Here is a 20,484-nt window from a genome sequence, read left to right as displayed (position 1 = left end):
ATTCCTCTAAAAGCGCAGCGTCTCATACTCTCTTTGTGAATAAATGGGCTTAGATGTTTTTGTATAAAGAGCAGAAGGTGTGAAAGTATACAAACAGGTTTTAGCGCATTACGCCAGTAAGTTGCTTGGCTGCAAAATAATATCTGGCTTAAACTTAATTTGTAGATGCAGAGCTAACTCACGTTAAAAACTAAAGTTTAAGCATAAAAAAAGCCGCATTAATGCGGCTTTGGGGTTTAGTCTCACTTCACTTTGGGCGTGTCTCCAAAATTTAGTGAATACGTTACCAAGGAACTGTTTTACTTAAATAGCCAATTACTTAGATAGACTCTAAAGCAATTTTAACCATTTCGTTAAATGTGCTTTGACGCTCGTCAGCAGGAGTTGCTTCGCCAGTGATCACATGATCACTTACTGTGAATAGCGCCATTGCTTTTGCGCCATATTCGGCTGCAACGCCATATAAACCGGCTGTTTCCATATCAACAGCAAGCACACCTAATTTATCTAAATCTTTATAAAAAGTGTCGTCGGCTTGATAAAATGTATCGGTAGTAAATACGTTACCTACTTTTGCTTTAATACCAAGATCTTTTGCAGCATTGACGCCGTTTAAAAGCAGGTCAAAGTCAGCAATTGCTGCAAAATCAGTACCGCGTACACGGGCACGATTTACATTTGAATCGGTACATGCGCCTTGTGCAAAAATAACATCGCGTATTTTAACGTCGCTACCAATACCGCCACACGTGCCAATACGAATCAGGTTTTTAACCCCAAAAGTAACAATTAGCTCACGCGCATACAAAGACATTGATGGAATGCCCATGCCCGATCCCATAATGCTTACTGGCTTACCTTTGTAAGTGCCTGTAAAGCCAAGCATGTTACGTACACTGGTTACTTGTTTTGCGTCATCTAAAAAGTTTTCAGCAATATATTTTGCACGTAGCGGATCGCCTGGCATTAATACTGTTTCGGCGAAATCACCTACGTTTGCATTGATATGCGGAGTACTCATTAATCTTTCCTTTTTATTTAGATGTAGTTAGCTTATCTATAAAGCCATCACCGTATTCAAGCGCAGGTAAGTTAAACCATTGTGCTAAGGTTTGACCTATGTCTGCAAAACTATTGCGCTCACCAAGTGGGGTGTCGGTCATACCCGGTTGGTAAGCAATTACTGGTACGTATTCACGGGTGTGCTCAGAACCTGGAAAGGTTGGATCGCAGCCATGATCGGCAGTAATAATTAGTAAATCATCGGCTTTAAGTGCGTTTAATATAGTTGGCAAATAATCGTCAAACTCTTTTAACGCTTTTGCATACCCAACAGGATTACGACGATGACCAAACATTTCGTCAAAGTCGACCAAGTTAGTAAATATTAAGCTGTGATCAGGCGCACTTTGCATTAATTCGTTGGTTTTTTTCAGCAAGTTTATTAACCCTGGTGCTTTATGCTTTTGGGTAATACCTTGATGCGCGTATATGTCTGAAATTTTGCCAATACTTATTACTTCGCCACCGTCTTTTGCTAGTACGTCTAGCAATGTAGGGGCTGGCGGTAATACCGAGTAGTCACGGCGATTGCTGGTACGGGCAAAATCTTGATTATTTGAACCCAAAAATGGCCGCGCAATCACTCGTCCTATATTCATTTCATCTAGTAGCGACCGTGCAGTTTCGCAAACCTGATAAAGCTTTTCTAGGCCGAATGACTCTTCATGCGCGGCTATTTGAAACACGCTGTCAGCTGAGGTGTAACAGATAGGTTTACCTGTTTTAACGTGCTCTTCACCTAGCTGCTCTAAAATAGTGGTTCCTGATGCATGGCAGTTGCCTAATATGCCTGGGATACCGGTACGGGCAATAAGCTCGTCAATAAATTCTTGTGGGAAGCTTGGCTGAGTTTTAGGAAAATAACCCCAATCAAATAAAACGGGTACTCCCGCCATTTCCCAATGGCCTGATGGCGTATCTTTACCGCTCGAAAGCTCTTTAGCGTATCCCCATGCACCTTGCGATGCTGAACGATTTGACACTAAACAAGGCTCTTTACCGGCCGCTTCGCAGGCATCAATTAACCCTAACTTTGATAAGTTAGGTAGCGATAATGCTGTGCCTGTTTCGTCATAATATGCTTTTAGCAGATGTGCTAAAGTATTCGCGCCAATATCACCAAATTTATCTGCATCTGGTGCTGCGCCAATTCCTAAACTGTCTGCCATTAGGATAATTGCTCTTGCCATTGTGACCTCCCGTTATTCAATATGGTTACTTTATCTGCTCTTCGATTTTTACGCACAGGACATAAGTCCTGTTTCATATAACCTAAACATTATAAATTTACGCCCTTAAGCGAAGCAAAAGAGATTAATCGTGTCTTTTTTGCTATTGTGATCTACCAACAATATATCTTCCTGTGTGGGTGAGAACTTTAGTGACACGAACTATTATAGCCATTGCTGGCGCATCAGCGTCGGGTAAATCTCTTTTTAGCCAAACAATTTACAATGAATTGGTTAATGAACTTGAACCAGGCGCTATCGCCATTATCGAAGAGGATGCTTATTATAAGGATCAGTCGCATTTACCGTTTGCACATCGTACGCAAACTAACTACGACCATCCTGATGCATTTGAATATAAGCTAATGCATGAGCATTTAACACAACTTCGTAACGGCCACGCTGTAGAAGTACCTATTTATGATTATGCACAACATACTCGCAGCGAAACAACGCGGTATGTAACTGCAGCTAAAATATTAATCGTAGAAGGCATTTTACTACTTAGCGATAAAGCGCTTAATAAAGAATTTGATATTAAGGTGTTTATAGACACTCCCTTAGACATTTGCTTAATGCGTAGAATGCAACGCGATATGGAGCAAAGGGGCAGAACATTACAATCTGTTGTTGAACAATACCAAGCAACTGTTAGACCGATGTTTTATCAATTTATAGAACCGTCAAAGCATAATGCAGATCTAGTTGTCACTCGAGGCGGCATGAATCGCGTTGCGATTGATATAATAAAAAGTAAAATTAAACATATTCTTCAAGAATAGTAACGGGAAACATTTGTATGACAACTTTTATGAGCGTAGTTGGCATGTTTATGCTGCTAGCTATTGCGTTTGCGGCGTCAACTAATCGCAAAGCAATAAAGCTTAGAACGGTAGGTATCGCATTTGCGATGCAAGTAATTATTGGTGGTTTTGTATTATTTTTTGATGCAGGCAAAAATGCATTAGCAAGTGTATCTTCCGCTGTTTCATCGGTTATTGGTTTTGCTAACGACGGTATAAGCTTTTTGTTTGGACCTTTAGCATCGCAAGATACATTAGGGTTTATTTTTGCTATTCAAGTACTGCCGGTAATTGTGTTTTTCTCTGCGTTAGTGGCCGTGTTATATCATTTAGGCATTATGGCGTGGGTTATTAAGATTTTAGGTGGCGGCTTGCAAAAGCTGTTAAAAACCTCACGTACTGAATCGTTATCGGCCACTGCTAATATTTTTGTTGGCCAAACAGAAGCACCGTTAATTGTTAAACCTTTTATTGCCACTATGACCAAGTCGGAATTATTTGCCGTAATGGTAGGTGGTTTAGCAACGGTAGCAGGCTCTGTTATGGCCGGTTACGTAATTATTGGTATTGACCTTAAGTATTTAATAGCAGCTAGCTTTATGGCGGCTCCTGGCGGCTTTTTAATGGCCAAAATGATTGTGCCAGAAACCGAAACGCCTAAAGACAATTTAGCTGACTTAGATTTAGATGATGAAAAGCCCGTTAACGTTATTGATGCAGCCGCATCGGGTGCTGCAAGTGGTATGCACTTGGCACTAAACGTAGGTGCAATGCTACTTGCTTTTGTAGCATTAATTGCATTGTTAAACGGTTTATTAGGCGGTATTGGCGGCTGGTTTGACTACCCGACATTAACGCTGCAAGAAATTTTAGGTTATGTATTTGCGCCTGTTGCATGGTTACTTGGTGTGCCATGGAATGAAGCAATACTAGCCGGTAGCTTTATTGGTCAAAAGTTAGTAGTGAATGAATTTGTTGCTTACTTAGACTTTATAAATTATCGCGATACGTTAAGTGCGCACACTCAAGCAATTGTTACTTTTGCACTGTGTGGCTTTGCTAACTTATCATCGATAGCCATTTTACTAGGTGGATTAGGCGGTATGGCGCCTAGTCGGCGAAAGGATATCGCTCGCTTAGGGCTCAGAGCAGTGTTAGCAGGATCTATGGCTAACCTTATGAGCGCCGCAATTGCTGGATTTTTCCTCTCGCTAGCTTAGAAACTTAATGAGATGAACCACTGTTGCAAAACAATAGGATAGTGCTTTAAGGGGTTAAAGCTCTATCTGACTTGAACGATACTTCATCAAGGGCCGCAAGGCCCTTTTATCGTTTTAGCTTATAAATAGGTTTATAATGAGCTTAAAGGCTAACCTTTGAATCATATAATAAAGTGAAGAACCACCTGCCAGCCACCACCTTTAAACACTAAAATGGTATTCACCATCGACCACAGATCAACATCAGATAACAATCCCCCTGCCATAAGCGCAATATAAAGCAGTAAAAAGCGTGCGAGGTAAACTCCCGTCTACTTCCATAACCATTAACTTGGGTGAGATTATAACTACTCGCTAATAATTAAGAAGTTGATAGCTGATAGTTGATAGTTGACTGGCAGACAGCTCAAGCCTGAGTGCTGTCCCTTTTCGTATTTACAGCCAAAGCTAAACATTGAATTTGCTTAGTTACTTTATTGAGCTTGCATCAAACGCCTAAAACCTGAAATATAAAACCTGTTTTGCCTCATGCTGGCATTTCATCTCTAGGGTTTAAATCACTACTTTGTGATCTCATCACCTTTACGAATACGTTTTTCGTACTACGAGCGTGCGGCAGGTAACAAGCTACTCGCCCAGGGTAAGTTTATACCCAGCATCGAAAACACAGCAAAAAGCGCGAGGTAAACTCCCGCCTACTTTCGCAGCCATTAATTTGGATGGGGTTCTAACTGCTCGCTGATAGTTGATTGATAGCTCAAGTCTGAGCGCTACCTTTTGCATTTACGGCCAAAGCTATACACATTGAGCTTGGCAAATTCTGCCTGAGATATAAATCCTGAAACCTAGAGCCTAAAGCTTGGAGCCTGGCACCTGTATTTTAGCGAAGCTTGGCTAGTTAAGTTTAATACGTTGAAATACAATACTGTGGGGAGAGTTACCGAGGAATACCAAATTTTAGGCACAAAAAAAGCGCCTTAAGCGCTTTTTTTCATTTTACTTAAAAAGTAAAATTATACAGCTGTGATGTTATCAGCTTGTGGACCTTTTTGACCTTGTGAAAGAGTGAACTCTACACGTTGGCCTTCAGCTAAAGTTTTGAAACCTTCGCTTTTGATTGCTGAGAAATGTGCGAAAACGTCTGGGCCATTTTCTTGCTCGATGAAACCAAAACCTTTAGACTCATTAAACCACTTAACTGTACCTGATACGATGTTAGACATTGTAATATCCTGATATAAAAATAAAAAATATGCTCATATGAGCGGGTGTAGCAAAAAATGAGATGGTACTTTAAAAACTTCAGGACGGTACTACAAGTATTACTTATACAACATCGAAATGGAGATTTATAGATTACATGCTTTCTTTCTAGCTGTGGCCCACTATATAGAAATTTTAATTTGTGTCAAGTTTATTATTTAAATAATTTTAAAATATTAAACCTTATTTAAGTTAAGGGCCTTGCAGTTACTCTATTTAATTAGCAATAACACTACGATTACGGCCATGCTCTTTTGCATAGTACAGTGCGTTATCGGCTTTTTTAAATACTTGTTCAATATTTGTGCCGTGCTCTGGGTAACTAGCAATACCTATTGATATGGTTATATAACCAATGGTATCTATATATGACGACTCAACTGCAAGGCGCAGCCTTTCTGCTATTTTAAATGCACCTTCACTGTTTTGATTAGGTATTACAAGCACAAATTCTTCGCCGCCAATGCGCGCAACAATATCATCTTTGCGAGCAACACTTTGAATAAGCTTGGTTAATGCTTTGAGTGCTTCATCGCCTTTGTCGTGGCCATATGTATCATTTACGCGTTTAAAAAAGTCGATGTCTATTTCTAAAATGGTAAATAACGTTTGTTCGTGGATTAGTTTATCAAGCCATACTTTTAAACTTCTGCGATTATGAATCCCCGTTAGAGGATCTGTTTGTGCATCGTGGCGTAACTGCCCTATTTGCAGCTGTAAAATACTTTCGCCTTTTAACATTGCTGTTTTTAATTGCTGACTTTCAAAATACCATGACTTAACTTTTCTCAACTCACTTTCATGATTCAATTCATCAGTTCTATTTGCAATATCAGCTAGTCGCTTAAGTGGCTTAGAAATAAAATGCGCAAACAAGCCGATTAAAATTAATGTGATTACAACCGTTGGTAAAGTACGCTTAATAACCTGTGCAACTAACCCATCTAGCGGGCTCAATGTGCTCTTAACAGAGCGTTGCACTACAACTCCCCAGTTAGCTAATTTAACTGGGGCATAACCGGCAAGCATGCTTTCGTTTAAGCTATTTACAATGTTGGCACTGCCACTTTGTCCTTCTATAACTTTATTTATAACCTTGTTGTGAGCTATTTTAGAACCAATACGCGCAGCTTGTGGGTGATACAAAATCTGTTTGTTTTTATCAACAACATAAATGTGCGTTCCGCCTTTAAAGTAATCTTGTTCTAATAAATTATTTAAAATGCTGCGCTCATTTAAATACAACGAGCCGCCAAGATAACCTAAATAGTCGCCGTTGTTAGAAAACAGAGGATGTGAAATAAAAACAATTAAGTTACCTGCTGCCGACATATACGGCATGCTAATAATTGGTTTTTTATGTTTTCGTGCTTGTAAGGCTCCTACTGAGCCAAGCGGTTTATTAATAACCAGGGGTAAATTAGGGTAAGTTGCAACGCTTATACCGTGAATATTTATAACTACAGAGTTAAAGCTATTCGTTTGTAACTTTAACCGTGCTGCTTCCTCTTTTAAAAATGCATCATCGGTTATGTTTTGTTCTAACTTGTTTGCTGAATAAGCTAGTTGTTGCATGGCCGCTTCAAGAAAGCTGTCTGTTGCTGAAGCAAGCTTATTAGCATAAGCGTAATTACTGTGTAACGTGTAGTTGATTAACTGCTCTTTTTGCACTTGATAAGTAGCATAAAAACTACTTACTAAGGTGCCAATAGAGGCAAGCAAAACAAGTAATAGTATAAGAAACCTGAGGTTTAATGTTGGTAATAGTTTGTGAAACACCCTGTTTATACCTCACGTACAACTTGCATGCATAATATATTCAATACATTTTATACTACCTGCTTTAAAACCAAGAATCTAACCAACTTTAATAATGTGCAGTACTAATTAACCTAAGCTCCGAATAATAAACCTATCTCAAGCATTTATTGACGCGTAAATTCGCCTTGTTTTCACTGAAAACTTATGGCTAAAGAAAATAAATCTAATTATAATTCAAAACGTTAATAAATCTCTTAACCAGAGTTCCGGTTAATTATTGCCTACCTATCGGTAGACAATAATTATAAATGTGTTGTATCAAGTTAACTTTTATAACAGTCGATTAATTTATTACACAGCGTTATCCACTGCTTCGGTTGCTCTTTACCTTCAACCCTGCGGCCAAATAAGGTCATAACTGTGTTGCTGCTCTCATCAAAAAACTCTATTGAGTGCACCACAGTATTACCGTTATCTGTTGGTTTTTTAACGACAAAAGCACGGGCTAAATCTTCATTTTTAATATGTAAATTAAAGTCTTCATCAAGCACGTTATACCAAGGCCCTACTTGCTTTAAGTTATTGAGTGCTCCTGAGTATATTTGCACCGCGGCGTTGTTATTTACAAAAATCATTACCTCGCTTTGCTGCTCTTTTAACGTGCTAAATATTAACGGTAAGCTTGCGGTTGGTATTTCTTGTGCCCAATTGGGCTGTGCAAGTTCAAGTGCTTGTATTCTGCCTACTTTAAACTGGGTTAATAATGCCGGAAAATGATGCACATCTTGCAAGTTTTCCCATGCGGTTAAAAAGCCTGCTACATTTATATTTTCTTGCGGTGTGGTCTCAAGCTCTTGGGGGTTGATTGGCTCGACCATTAATGTAGTGCTTTGCTCTGGGTCGCTATATTTATTAATTAGCGCCTGATACGCGGTTAAATTAGTTTTATCGGTATTAAATATTTTATGAACGGCTCGGCCATGTTTATCAAAGCACTGAATGCTCACCATGTTATTTAACTTAACAGCAAATACACTGGCCCATTGCGATAAAAACAACCTTAAATCTATGCCTCCTGGGTTAATTGCTATCCCCATTTTTTTATTATTACGCTGTGAGGTATACAGTTTTTCGTAGCAGCCTTTAATTTCACTCACTACAACGCCGTTGCGTGTAAGTGCCATTACATGTTCTAGCTTTTTTAACCCTTTGAGAATGTTTTCGATTTGATTAATATTTAATTTAATTGCTTGCTGCCCTACTTGAGAAGCAATAAGTTGTGCTTCTGTGGTGCCAAGTTGTACGGCGGCATCTACACTGCGAATATTGGGCTGCGCTACTTTTAATGTTTGATATTGGTTAACTAAGGTATTCATAATTTACTCCTAAAAGGTAATGGCCTAAGTGACCATTACGGCAACTTAAAATTTAAAACTAATTTGCGTTTTAATATTACGGCCAACACCATAGTCGCCAATGGCGCCTGTAGTACCCGCTATAACTTGGTATTCTTTATCAAATAAATTATCTATTGCTAAGCGGGCATTCCAGCTGTCGTTAATATCCCAACTGGCGTTTATACCGGCTAAAACATAACTTTTATGTTGCTGCTCAATGCCTGATACAAGTACAGTGCGATCATTAACATGTTGAATATTAAAGCCTGTTTTTAGCACGTCGTTAAAAAAGTTTAACCCGCTACTTAGTGCAAATTTATCTGCTGGTAAATACCAAAGTGGTTCATTGTTTTGGTTTTCACCTGATATTCGACTATAAGAAAAGTTGGCATAACCTAGGGTATGTGCATAATTAATTTCAAACTCAATGCCGTCTCGTTGGTTTTCGCCACTATTGTTATAACGCGCTGCGGGTTCGGGATTAGTGGCTATATTGGTGTTTGATTGAATTTCGTCATCTATTTTTACTTTAAAATAAATAACACGGGCAGTTAAAGCATCTCTGTTTGTAAATATGTTTTGGTTTTGGTAACTCGCACCTATTTCTTTATTGGTGCTGTTTTCTACTTTAAGTTCGAGTGCCGGATCACGCCCACCATATTGATCATAAAGCTCATCTATTAATGGGGCTCTAAATCCTTGCTGATAACTTGAAAAAACAGCTAGCTGGTTATTAATTTGATAGTGAGCGGTTAATGCAGGCACCACTTGAGAGTGATCAACATCGGTATCTAAATTATTAAATGAGTTGGCAAAGCTAGAGGTTGCTGTGGTTTTATACTTTTCATAACGTAGCCCTGTGGTAAGCGTTAATGCCTGCCAAGTAAATTCGTCTTGTAGGTAAACGCCTATGCGTTTTTGAGTACCTCCGGGCTGTGATGTTATTTCGTTTTGTATTGCTTGCTCTGCATAATCAATACATTGATAAGTTTGCATGTCTAAATTAAGGCATGGATAACTTAACTTGGTTCCCACTCGATCTTTTTCAGAATATTGCATGCCATAGGTTAAAGCATGCTGTTTAATTAAAGATGTATTCGCAATATCAAGTGTGGTTATGTTGTATTCGTAGTTAGACTCTAAGCCAATAAAATCTTTTAAAGTGCCTGAACCATCGCTTTCAACAACCTGACTTTGGGTGCGCCCTAAGCGCGCTGTTAAATTTACATAAGGATTATTGGCGGGGTTAAGCTCATAGCTTAAATTAGTAACCGACTGTTCTATTTCTCTATATACCGTACCCCATGCGCCAGGATCGGTAGTATTAAACTCGGTGCGCTGATTGTCTTCACTTTTTGTATACGACAATCCAATTAAGGAGTCTTCGTTTAAGTAGTACTCTGCTTTTAAAAGCAGCGATTCTGCCTCAATACCCGAATTATCAAGCGTTTCACCATTTGATAACTTAAAGTCGCCACTACTGCGTTTTACATACGAAGTAAGTATATCTAATGAGTCGGTAGGGCGTGCATAAGCATATACGGTACCGTTATTTTCATTATTATTGCCATGGTGACCTAGCTTAACTTTAACGCCACCTTGCTCACCCGGTGCTAAAAAGTCGCTGGCATCTTTAAGTTCCATTTCTACCACACCACCTAAAGCACCACCGCCATGCAAAACAGTACTTGGTCCACGTTTAACATTTACAGAGCGATAAAGTTCAGGATCTGAAAAAAAACTCCCCATTCGATACTTTTCAAATGTTTGAATTGCACCATCTACGCTTATTAACACATCTTCTGCGTCACTAAAACCACGCACATTAAACTTTTGCCCCATATTACGTGGGCCACCGGTTGCAGTAACGTTAGGAATACTAATAAGGCTGTCGAATACGCTACTAGCAAGTACTTGCTCTATTTGTTCTGCGTTAATAACATTAACGGCTTGAGCTGAATTTAGTGCAGACTTTGCGGTACGGGTTGCCGTTACGGTTACTGCATCAAGTGCTGTAACCGGCATATTAGTGTGGTTAGGGTTTTCAAGATCAGCTGCCATTAAGGGCGAAGACAGAGTGGCAAGGCAAGCTGCCAGTTTGGTAATACGCATTATTTACTCCATTTAATAATTATATTTTGTTTACTCTTTTGCTCTACTTATATTGAATGCAAAAAAGTTACATAGCGCTTTGGGTTAGCCCCTACTGCCTAAAGCACTTTGACTATAACAAAATAAACACTAAATGATAATGGTTATCAATCGCTTTTAACTAAAATATTTGCAACTTGATACTTTTCAGCAGAAAGTTTAGCTAATAGCTTTACTAATTCGCCGCTAGGTACTTGCTGATCAACCGCTAAATACAGAGGTAAGCTTTTTTTACTGTTTTTTAAGGCGTTAATCGCTTCATTTAACGAAGTAAATGATTCTTTTTCGAGGGCGTATTGAAGCTTATTATGCTCTAACCGAATACTAAGCACCTTTACATCTGCTTGTTGTACCGGTGTGCTGGTGTTTTTACCTGTATCGGGAAGCGTTACATCAAGCATATTTAACTTAACCGCTGCTGTTAGTAATAAAAAAACCAATAAAATAAATAACACATCAAGCAAAGCGGTTAAGTCTGGCACTAATTGCGCCGCTGTATTACGCGGTGGCAAGCTAAGCATAAGGTGAGTCACTATAGGTAAACTTATAATTTAAATGATTGATGATTCTTGTAAAATCATTTTGTAACCCTTCTAGTATGGTGTTTAATAAGCCGCTAACTAATAAACATGGAATAGCAATAACTAATCCAGCCATGGTTGAATACATAGCTTCCCACAAGCCATCAGCTAGTAAAGCAGGCGTAACCGCTTGATTAGTTTCGGCAATGCGTTTAAACATAACGACCAACCCCCACACAGTACCAAGTAACCCCATTAAAGGGCTTAAAGAGGCCAATAAACTCAATATGTTTAGCCGTTTTCGCCAATCAATTAAGCAGTCTTGTAAATACAATTGGCACCATTGAAGACGTTGCTCACTGTGCAACAACTGCTTAGCTTGCAGCGTAATTGCAAATTGACTTGTACCTAGTTTATGTTGCTTTAATTGCCACTTAGCAATAATTAAAATAGTGCTGCGCTCCAGCACAATAGCCAAAGCTATAATTGACACCAATAGTAATGGCCAAGCCATAATACCTACCGCATTAAAAGTTGACTGCATGTTATTACTCTTTGTTATACGTTTAACGAAAACCGAATTGGCACGCTAAATCGTGCTTTTATCGGGTGGTTATTTTTAACAACAGGATGAAACTGCCACTGCGCTACATTATTTAAAGCAGCTTTATCGAGCTCAGTAAATCCGCTGCTTTTTAACACAGTTAATTTTGCTATATGCCCCTGCTTATTTAACTCAATTTGCAATAACGTAACCCCTTCGTAACCTCTTTTTTTAGCCCGTAACGGATACGTTAACATTGGCTTAGGGGCTTTAAATAATGGTAATTCGGTTACGGTAACTAATTGATTAGCAGCAGAGTGTTGGTTACTTAGTTTTGTTGTACTAGAACTGGGCGCAGCAGGCTTTATTTTATTTTTGTTTGCTGGGGCGTTTTTTACAGACTTTTTATGCTCAGTGTTTTTAGCTGTGTTAACCGGTTTGGCTTTAGCTGGTTTTTTTGGCGGGTTATCTATTATTTTTTTTATATTTTCAGGTGTTTTTTTTACTACTTTAAGGTGCTGCTTGGTGCCCGAAAACTCAGTACTAACATTATCGTTTTTAACTACAGACGCTGTTAGTTTTGGCTCAGCTGGTATTTTTTTAGCTACTTTACTGGCGTTAACCTGGGTTGAGTTAATAATATTAATTGCCACACGATCGGCTTTTTGCCCCTGCGAAAATGTCATAGCTTTAGGGGAGACAGGTTGCATAAACAACCCAATATAATGAGCAACTGCTGACAGTAATATAAAAATAGTAAACTTCATAGCTTTTAAATCTAAATGATAACTGTTATTGTTCGTGTTTATTGATAGTATCAACATTGGATTTGTTATGAAACCCCTATACACATATTTAATTACGCTTACCCTGTTAACATTTGCTTGTAGCAGTAATTCAGCTCCATTCTCGGCACAAAGAATTGTTGTTTCGGGAGGCTCAATAACTGAAATTATTTATGCCTTTAATGAGCAGCATCGTATTGTAGGTGTAGACAGCACCAGTGTATTTCCAAGTGCTGCGACTAAAAAACCGCAAATAGGGTACGTACGAAAAATAAGTACAGAGGGGATATTATCGCTCAGCCCAGATTTACTCTTAGGCGAAGCCGACACAGGACCTCAAAAGGTAGTAGAGCAGCTAAAAAGTACGGGAATAAACATGACCATACTTACACAAGAAGATAACTTTTTAGGTATTGAAGCTAAAATAAAACACATTGCACGTTTACTCAATGTACCTAAAAAGGGAGAGCAACTTGCAAATAGTTTGGCAATAGACAGAGCTGCTTTAAACACTGTTTTACAACAAAGTACTTATAAGCCGAGAGTACTTTTTATTCTTAATGTACGCAGCGGGCAACCTATTGTAGCCGGGGCAAATACCTCTGCAAATGAATTAATAAATGCCGCTGGAGCAATTAATATTGCAGCAGAGCACATACAAAATTGGAAACCGCTTTCAACTGAAGCGGCCCTTGCTCTTAATCCAGACGCAATTATTACTATGGGACGACACGGCGACACCCCTATGGAAAACGTCTCAAAACTAGCACATTTTAAGTTCTCTAATGCAGTTAAAAATAAGCAAGTTTATAGCTTTGATGGCAGTTATTTATTAGGCATGGGCCCACGTACACCACAAGCGGTAGTTGAGCTTGCAAGTGTTTTACACCCTAATGCTAAATTACCTACAACGTATAAGTTTCGCTTTGCTAAAACCTCTCAACCTAACATTGAGCTAAGTGAGTAATAACTATGCTGGCATTAGGAAGTACGCTATTAACCGAACAAAAACAGCGAAAAATGGCCATTCCCTGTTTATTTTTAGCCTGTGTTTTTATGTTTTTTATTGCACTAAGTAAAGGGGGCGTAAATTTAAGCTTAAGTGAAATAGTCGCAATAATTAACCAGCTTGAAACTGATAGCTTAAAAAACGCTATTATTTGGCAAATACGCTTACCACGCATAGTGTTAGCCATGGTGGTAGGTGCAGGGTTAGCCGCGTGTGGCTGTGCTATGCAGGCAATTTTTAGAAACCCATTAGCCGATCCGGGTTTAATTGGTGTGTCGAGTGGTGCAGCACTTGGCGCTGTAGCCACTATAGTATTAGGCAGTAGTTTATTTGCTAACTTTAGCAGTACCTTGGGCGTTTATGCGGTACCGGTTGGCGCATTTATTGGCTGTATTAGTGTATGTGTATTTATTTATAGATTAAGCGCTCACAGTGGTCAGTTTACAATTATTAGCTTATTACTAGCTGGTATTGCTGTTAATGCCATTGTGGGATCGCTCATTGGTGGGCTTACATTAATTAGTAACGAGCAACAACTGCGCGATTTAACATTTTGGAGTATGGGTTCTTTAGCCGGTAATCACTTTGCAATGATGCTGCCCTCTTTATGCATTATTGTTTTGAGTGTGGTTTTATTACTACGCCTAGCAAAACCGCTTAATTTATATTTACTAGGCGAAGCGCAAGCTAAACACTTAGGTATTAATGTAACGCGGCTTAAAAAGCAGGTATTTATTTGCACGGCATTGTGCACCGGAGCAGCTGTCTCTATTACCGGTATTATTGGTTTTATTGGTTTTATTGTGCCGCATATTGTAAGGCTTGTTTTAGGGCCCGATCATCGTTACTTAATGCCAGCAAGTATTTTAGGCGGCGCGCTGCTATTAAGCTTTGCTGATTTATTTGCACGCACTGTAATGCTCCCTGCAGAGTTACCTATTGGCTTAATAACCAGTGCTATTGGTGGCCCTTTCTTTTTAATTATGTTGTTAAAAACTTATCAGCAACGGAGCTTATAAATGCTGTGCGCTAATAATGTATCGGCCCAAATTGGGCAAAAAAAACTACTCAAGCATATTAACTTTTATGTAAAACCTAACGAGTTAGTGGTAATTATAGGCCCTAATGGGGCGGGTAAATCGTCGTTATTAAAAGCTTTATGCGGCGATATAAAAATTAATAATGGCGATATTACGCTTAATGACCGCTTGCTTAGCGACTACTCAATAGCAAGTTTGGCTACATTACGCGCTGTGCTTACGCAAAATTACGAACTCGACTTTCCATTTAGCGTAGCTGAAGTGGTTGATATGGCGCACTTTGCTCATCAAGCAGACTATAGTAAACAGCAACTTATGCATTTTTCAGAGCAAGTAATGCAAGCACTTAGTGTAACGCACTTAAAAACCCATACCTTTACACAACTCTCTGGCGGAGAAAAACAACGCGTACAACTTGCGCGGGTATTATGCCAAATTCAGCCTAGCCTAGTTGCCAATAAAACACCTTACTTACTAATTGACGAGCCCACCTCTAGCTTAGATATTTTTCATCAATACGATGTAATGGCTCAAGCTAAAAGTATTGCAAGCCAAGGCGCAGGAGTGGTTGCCGTGATCCACGACCTATCGCTTGCTGCCAGTTTTGCAGATCGAATTTACATGCTTAATAGTGGCGAAGTAGCCGCATGCGGTACACCAAAAGAAGTGCTTACCCCTGCGCTACTTAAACGGGTATATAATATTAACGCCAGGCTTGAAAATAACACCAGCGAGGCTATGCCACACATTCAAATGTGTTACTAAAATACTTAACTAATATCAGCGTTTATTCAGCTTTAAAAATCAATAAGACTTAAACGCACCGCTATTGCGTATCTGCTTTGCAGTTGCACTAAAAAATAGATAAGCTGCATGCACTTATCTATTTTATTTAGCTTTGGAGTGTGTTTTGCTAAATAAGTATGCTGTATCGTCTATTGCTTTTTTAATCGGGTGTTTAATGCCATTACAATCTTCTATAGCTCAACCTGCGCTTACGCTTGAACAACAACTTGGCCAAAAGCTATTACTCGACTTTCGCTATTTTTGTCACCAAGGTGCAAGCAAACAGTGCCGAACGCCAATGACTCAATTACCCAATGAACTGGCAAACGCCATTAGTAAATACAATATTGGCGGGGTGATTTTATTTTCTGAAAACACCCAATCTATTGAACAAATAATTACCCTTAACCAACAATTACAACATGCTGCAAGTAAATCGAGTTCGGCATTACCTTTGTTTATTTCGGTAGATCAAGAAGGCGGCCGTGTTGCACGCCTACCGCGCGATGTAGCAACCTCGTTTACCGGTAATATGTCGATTGGTGCTACTTTTGAAAAACACGACAGTTATTTTGCCGCGCAAACCGCTAGAGTAATGGCCACCGAGCTAAGTGCTTTGGGTATTAACGTTAATTATGCGCCTTCAATCGACGTAAATATGAACCCAGATAACCCCGTTATTAATGTACGCTCGTTTGGCGAGGATCCTAAGCGCGTTGCAACTTTAGGTGCAGCTCAAGTTGCTGGATTTGAAAATAACGGCATTATTAGTTCGCTTAAACATTTTCCGGGCCACGGCGACACTAACGTAGATAGCCATACGGGCTTACCTAGAGTTAACCATTCAAAAGAGGTTATTTACCAACAAGACCTAGCCCCTTTTAAACAGATTATTGCCACGCAAAGCCCTGGCATGATCATGACCGCACATATTCAGTACCCTGCGCTTGATAGCAGTACCTTTACCAGTGTAGATGGTAAAAGCATGATTAAGCCCGCAACTATGTCGCGTAAAATAATTACTGATATTTTACGCCATGAGCTTAATTATAATGGCGTAGTAGTAACCGATGCACTTGATATGGCAGGTATTAGTCACTTTTTCAATCCTACTCAAGCGGTTATAAATACCTTTGCTGCAGGGGTCGATATTGCCTTAATGCCAATAGAAATTCGCAGCATAGATGACTTAACCAAACTTGATCAGCTCATTACAGATTTAGTTACAGCGGTTAAAACTAAGCAACTTAATCAGCAAGAAATAACTGAGTCGGCGCAGCGTATTACAGCGCTTAAAAGTAAGTTAAAACTTAACACCAGTTTTAACGCCATTAATGCGCTAGTTAACGCCAAGCATGTTATTGGTAGTAAAGCGCATCGCAATATTGAAGCTCAACTTGCGGTAGAGGCTATTACACAAGTTAAAAACACTCACAATACACTGCCACTTACACTTAAAGCCGGGCAACATATACATATTATAATGCCCGACACCCGCAAATGTATGGCACTACAACAAGCCCTGCAAAGCATTAGTAAACATACGCTTAACTATACTTGTAGCAGCTTGCAAGGCTTTGATCCGCAACAAGCACACACAGACATTAATAAAGCCGATGTTGTTATAGCGGGCAATGCAACGCCAAATCAAAGTGCGGTAGAAATTGGCGGTATGGATGATTTAAAAAACGATCCTCAATTTGCACTTAGCAACGCACAGCAGCCAAAAGCACTTGAGTCGTTATTAAAAGTTGCCAAAAAGCAAAATAAAAACACGGTATTTATTAGCCTAAGAGCGCCTTACGACATTGCTGAGTTTAGCGATTATGCGCATGCTGTACTTGCATCGTATGCCTATAATATTGATCACGATAAAAACGATATTGTAACAGGCCCCGCATTTACCGCTTTAGCACACGTACTGTTAGGCAAATTGCCAGCTAATGGCACTTTGCCTGTAACAATAAAAAAGTAAGGAGAACTTAAATGCTATTAAATTGCGATTTAGGTGAAAGCTTTGGTGCTTGGAAAATGGGCTTAGATGAAGAGGTTATGCCGCACATTAATATGGCTAACATCGCTTGTGGTTTTCATGCGGGTGATGCCGATGTAATGGCAAATACGCTCAAGCTGGCAAAGCAGCATAAGGTACAAATTGGCGCTCATCCTAGTTACCCAGATCAACAAGGTTTTGGCAGACGATCTATGGCACTTAGTGCAAGCGAGCTTACAAATTGTCTGCACTATCAAATTGCTGCGCTAGAAGGTATGGCCAAAGTACAAGGCTTAAGCCTTAGTTATGTTAAGCCCCATGGCGCACTTTATAACGACATGATGCTTAACGAGCAGCTTTTAACTAGCGTAATGAGCGCGGTAGCACACTACCCTAGCCCATTAAAATTAATGATTTTAGCAACGGCTGATGCTAAAAAGCATCAAAAAATGGCCGACACTTTAGGGTTAAAATTAATATTAGAAGCCTTTGCCGACAGACAATACACCGACGAAGGGCTTTTAGTGTCAAGGCAGTTAGCAGGTAGTGTGCATAACGAGCAAGCTTTAATTGAGCAAGTAAAGCAACTGTTAGCTGATGGCAGCGTAACTACGCGTTCAGGTAAAAAGTTAATTTTAGATGCCGATAGTTTATGCGTTCACGGCGATAACCCTGCCGGTATTGCACTCATTCAACAAATAAAGTTATTGTGTAAACGTTAAAGCATTATTTAATATGTTCAGTTGTAAACCCCCTTTACAGCTGAACCGTTTTACAGATTTAGTCACCCACGCAATTACTTCATCGCCCTAGCTATTATTTTTAAACTCTCTAACATATAACTATTATTATTAACAACCACAGGGATTTGAAATGAAAACATTTTTTGCGCTTAGTCTATTAATAAGCACAGGTAATCTTGCCTTTGCCAATAGCAGCACCCTACAGTTAGAAGATGTATTTACGCTTGAATACGCTAACCAGCTAGACATTACCAAAGACGGTAAAACAGTTTATTTTGTACGTAACAGAATGGATATAAAAACCGACCGTAAAATAGGTAATATTTGGACAGTAGATTATAAAACACGACAAATTCAACCGCTTACTTCTGGCGTACATATGGATCATTCGCCAAAGTTGTCGCCGGACGGCTCTCGTTTAGCGTTTATTTCAAACCGTGACGGTAGCAACCAAATTTACATGAAATGGCTTAAAACTGGCGCGGTTAGCAAAATAAGTAACCTTACAAGTACGCCAAAAGCGCTAAGCTGGAGCCCAGATGCTAAGCAACTCGCATTTAGTATGTTTGTTGCCACCACATCAAGCTCACCCATTAACTTACCTGGTAAACCTGAAGGCGCTACTTGGGCAGAGCCAGCTAAATATATTGACGACGTGTATTATCGTGCTGATGGTGCTGGTTACTCTAAAAAGGGCTTTGAGCAATTATTTATTATTGACGCAAATGGCGGCAATGCTAAACAACTTACCTTTGATGAATTTAATAACGGCGGCGAAGTTAGCTTTAGTAAAGATAAAAAAGCGTTATATTTTTCGGCTAATAGGCATAACAATTACTTGTTAAAGCCAACTAACAGCGAAGTATATAAACTTAATTTAATTACGCTTGAAGTAACCGCTGTAACCGATAGAAACGGCCCCGACCGCCAACCTCAAGTATCGCCTAATGGCCGCTATCTTGCGTATACCGGTTACGATGACAAACAAACTAATTACGAAAACACCCAATTGTATATTCGCGACCTACGTTCGGGTAAAACAACTAATTTAACTGCTGACTTAGACCGCAGCGTAGCTAAAATAAAATGGAGCGGTAACTCTAAAGGCATTTACTTTAGTTACGCTGATCAAGGGCAAACCACGTTAGCGTACCAACCTCGTAGCGGTTCACGTAAAGTTATTACCGAAAAAATTGGCAGCGTTTCGTTTGGTCGTCCTTATTCTGGTGGCGACTTTGATGTGAGCGAAGATGACGAAATTGTGTTTACCCTAGCCGACACGCAGCGCCCTGCCGATGTAGCGGCAATTAAACGTGGTAAAACACAGCGCTTGACAAGTTTAAATGACAACTCGCTGGGGCATAAACAACTAGCCAAGGTAGAAGAACTATGGCTTAAATCGAGCCACGATCAACTGCCAATTCAAGCTTGGGTAGCCTACCCGCCTGGTTTTGACAGTAATAAAAAGTACCCATTAATTCTTGAAATTCATGGTGGCCCGGTAGCCAATTACGGCCCGCACTTTAGCGCCGAGGTACAATTATATGCGGCTAAGGGGAACGTTGTATTGTATATGAACCCTCGCGGGAGTGATTCTTACGGCAAAGAGTTTGCACAAACTATTCATCATAATTACCCAAGTAACGATTATGACGACTTAATGACTGGGGTAGATGCTTTAATTGCCAAAGGTTTTATTGATGAGTCTAAATTGTTTGTTACCGGAGGCTCTGGTGGCGGCGTACTTACCGCGTGGATAGTTGGCCATACCGACCGCTTTGCCGCAGCCGTGGTTGCTAAACCTGTAATTAATTGGATCAGTTTTGTACTAACTGCCGACTTTTATCCGTTCTTTGCTGACTATTGGTTTCCGGGTAAGCCGTGGGATCATATAGAACATTATATGAAACGCTCGCCAATTAGTTATGTCGGCAATGTAAAAACACCCACTATGCTACTAACTGGTGAATCTGATTTCCGTACACCGATTTCAGAAACCGAACAGTTTTATCAAGCATTAAAGCTACAAGGTGTTGAAACCGCTATGGTACGTATTCCCGATGCATCACATGGTATTACTGCTCGTCCGTCTAATTTAATGGCTAAAGTTGCCTATATTCAATGGTGGTTTGATAAACACACTAAATAACCAAACATACCGCTTGGTATGTAAGTTA

The 20,484-nt window shown here is 39.6% G+C and carries 17 protein-coding genes; 8 read left to right on the top strand and 9 right to left on the bottom strand.

Annotation, left to right across the window (positions count from 1 at the left end; translation table 11 throughout):
- Positions 1 to 319: 319 nt before the first annotated feature.
- Both deoD and H5079_RS12500 read right to left on the bottom strand, forming a co-directional pair.
- Entirely contained in the window at positions 320 to 1,021 is a 702-nt protein-coding gene (deoD, locus tag H5079_RS12505) for a purine-nucleoside phosphorylase (protein ID WP_011329723.1), read from the bottom strand.
- Positions 1,022 to 1,034: 13 nt separating this feature from the next.
- Positions 1,035 to 2,252: a phosphopentomutase gene (locus H5079_RS12500; RefSeq protein ID WP_179807796.1), complete on the bottom strand. Its 1,218-nt coding sequence runs from the start codon at positions 2,250 to 2,252 to the stop codon at positions 1,035 to 1,037.
- Between the two features lie 191 nt (positions 2,253 to 2,443).
- Here H5079_RS12500 and udk point away from each other — a divergent pair, with 191 nt between their 5' ends.
- Positions 2,444 to 3,073 carry a uridine kinase gene (gene udk, locus H5079_RS12495; RefSeq protein ID WP_011329721.1) on the top strand — a complete coding sequence of 210 codons (630 nt, stop codon included), beginning with the start codon at positions 2,444 to 2,446 and terminating at the stop codon, positions 3,071 to 3,073.
- 17 nt (positions 3,074 to 3,090) lie between these two features.
- Entirely contained in the window at positions 3,091 to 4,314 is a 1,224-nt protein-coding gene (locus H5079_RS12490; protein WP_011329720.1) for a NupC/NupG family nucleoside CNT transporter, read from the top strand.
- Positions 4,315 to 5,327: 1,013 nt separating this feature from the next.
- Here the strand turns inward: H5079_RS12490 and H5079_RS12485 are convergent.
- The 7 genes from H5079_RS12485 to H5079_RS12455 form a co-directional block, all read right to left on the bottom strand.
- Entirely contained in the window at positions 5,328 to 5,537 is a 210-nt protein-coding gene (locus H5079_RS12485) for a cold-shock protein (RefSeq protein WP_002959120.1), read from the bottom strand.
- 256 nt (positions 5,538 to 5,793) lie between these two features.
- A complete protein-coding gene (locus tag H5079_RS12480; RefSeq protein ID WP_310736339.1) occupies positions 5,794 to 7,356 on the bottom strand; it encodes a sensor domain-containing diguanylate cyclase in 1,563 nt (520 codons plus the stop codon).
- Between the two features lie 305 nt (positions 7,357 to 7,661).
- Positions 7,662 to 8,714 carry a hemin-degrading factor gene (locus H5079_RS12475; protein WP_182684211.1) on the bottom strand — a complete coding sequence of 351 codons (1,053 nt, stop codon included), beginning with the start codon at positions 8,712 to 8,714 and terminating at the stop codon, positions 7,662 to 7,664.
- A 45-nt stretch (positions 8,715 to 8,759) separates the two neighbouring features.
- Positions 8,760 to 10,847, bottom strand: a complete 2,088-nt coding sequence (locus H5079_RS12470) for a TonB-dependent receptor domain-containing protein (RefSeq protein ID WP_182684210.1) — start codon at positions 10,845 to 10,847, stop codon at positions 8,760 to 8,762.
- 146 nt (positions 10,848 to 10,993) lie between these two features.
- Positions 10,994 to 11,407, bottom strand: a complete 414-nt coding sequence (locus H5079_RS12465; RefSeq protein WP_182684209.1) for a biopolymer transporter ExbD — start codon at positions 11,405 to 11,407, stop codon at positions 10,994 to 10,996.
- On the bottom strand, positions 11,400 to 11,951 hold the full coding sequence (locus H5079_RS12460) for a MotA/TolQ/ExbB proton channel family protein (RefSeq protein WP_011329712.1): 552 nt from the start codon (positions 11,949 to 11,951) through the stop codon (positions 11,400 to 11,402). The genes H5079_RS12465 and H5079_RS12460 overlap by 8 nt, the downstream gene beginning before the upstream one ends.
- A 14-nt stretch (positions 11,952 to 11,965) precedes the next feature.
- A complete protein-coding gene (locus H5079_RS12455) occupies positions 11,966 to 12,718 on the bottom strand; it encodes an energy transducer TonB (protein WP_220488988.1) in 753 nt (250 codons plus the stop codon).
- A gap of 67 nt (positions 12,719 to 12,785) precedes the next feature.
- Between H5079_RS12455 and H5079_RS12450 the strand changes: the two genes are divergently transcribed.
- The 6 genes from H5079_RS12450 (at position 12,786) to H5079_RS12425 (ending at position 20,456) form a co-directional block, all read left to right on the top strand.
- Positions 12,786 to 13,703, top strand: a complete 918-nt coding sequence (locus tag H5079_RS12450) for a hemin ABC transporter substrate-binding protein (protein WP_182684207.1) — start codon at positions 12,786 to 12,788, stop codon at positions 13,701 to 13,703.
- Between the two features lie 5 nt (positions 13,704 to 13,708).
- Complete coding sequence (locus H5079_RS12445; protein ID WP_182684206.1) at positions 13,709 to 14,764, top strand: iron ABC transporter permease; 1,056 nt, start codon at positions 13,709 to 13,711, stop codon at positions 14,762 to 14,764.
- Entirely contained in the window at positions 14,765 to 15,550 is a 786-nt protein-coding gene (locus tag H5079_RS12440; protein WP_182684205.1) for a heme ABC transporter ATP-binding protein, read from the top strand. It abuts the gene before it with no gap.
- Between the two features lie 196 nt (positions 15,551 to 15,746).
- Positions 15,747 to 17,546 carry a glycoside hydrolase family 3 protein gene (locus H5079_RS12435; protein WP_182684204.1) on the top strand — a complete coding sequence of 600 codons (1,800 nt, stop codon included), beginning with the start codon at positions 15,747 to 15,749 and terminating at the stop codon, positions 17,544 to 17,546.
- Positions 17,547 to 17,557: 11 nt separating this feature from the next.
- Entirely contained in the window at positions 17,558 to 18,286 is a 729-nt protein-coding gene (locus tag H5079_RS12430; RefSeq protein ID WP_182684203.1) for a 5-oxoprolinase subunit PxpA, read from the top strand.
- A 151-nt stretch (positions 18,287 to 18,437) separates the two neighbouring features.
- On the top strand, positions 18,438 to 20,456 hold the full coding sequence (locus H5079_RS12425; RefSeq protein ID WP_182684202.1) for a S9 family peptidase: 2,019 nt from the start codon (positions 18,438 to 18,440) through the stop codon (positions 20,454 to 20,456).
- Positions 20,457 to 20,484 lie beyond the last annotated feature (28 nt).

The organism is Pseudoalteromonas sp. SG44-5 (assembly GCF_014164175.1).
GTDB classification, from domain to species: Bacteria; Pseudomonadota; Gammaproteobacteria; order Enterobacterales; family Alteromonadaceae; genus Pseudoalteromonas; species Pseudoalteromonas nigrifaciens.
Note: the sequence above shows the minus strand (reverse complement) of the source record. Positions and strands in the feature narration are given on the sequence as shown.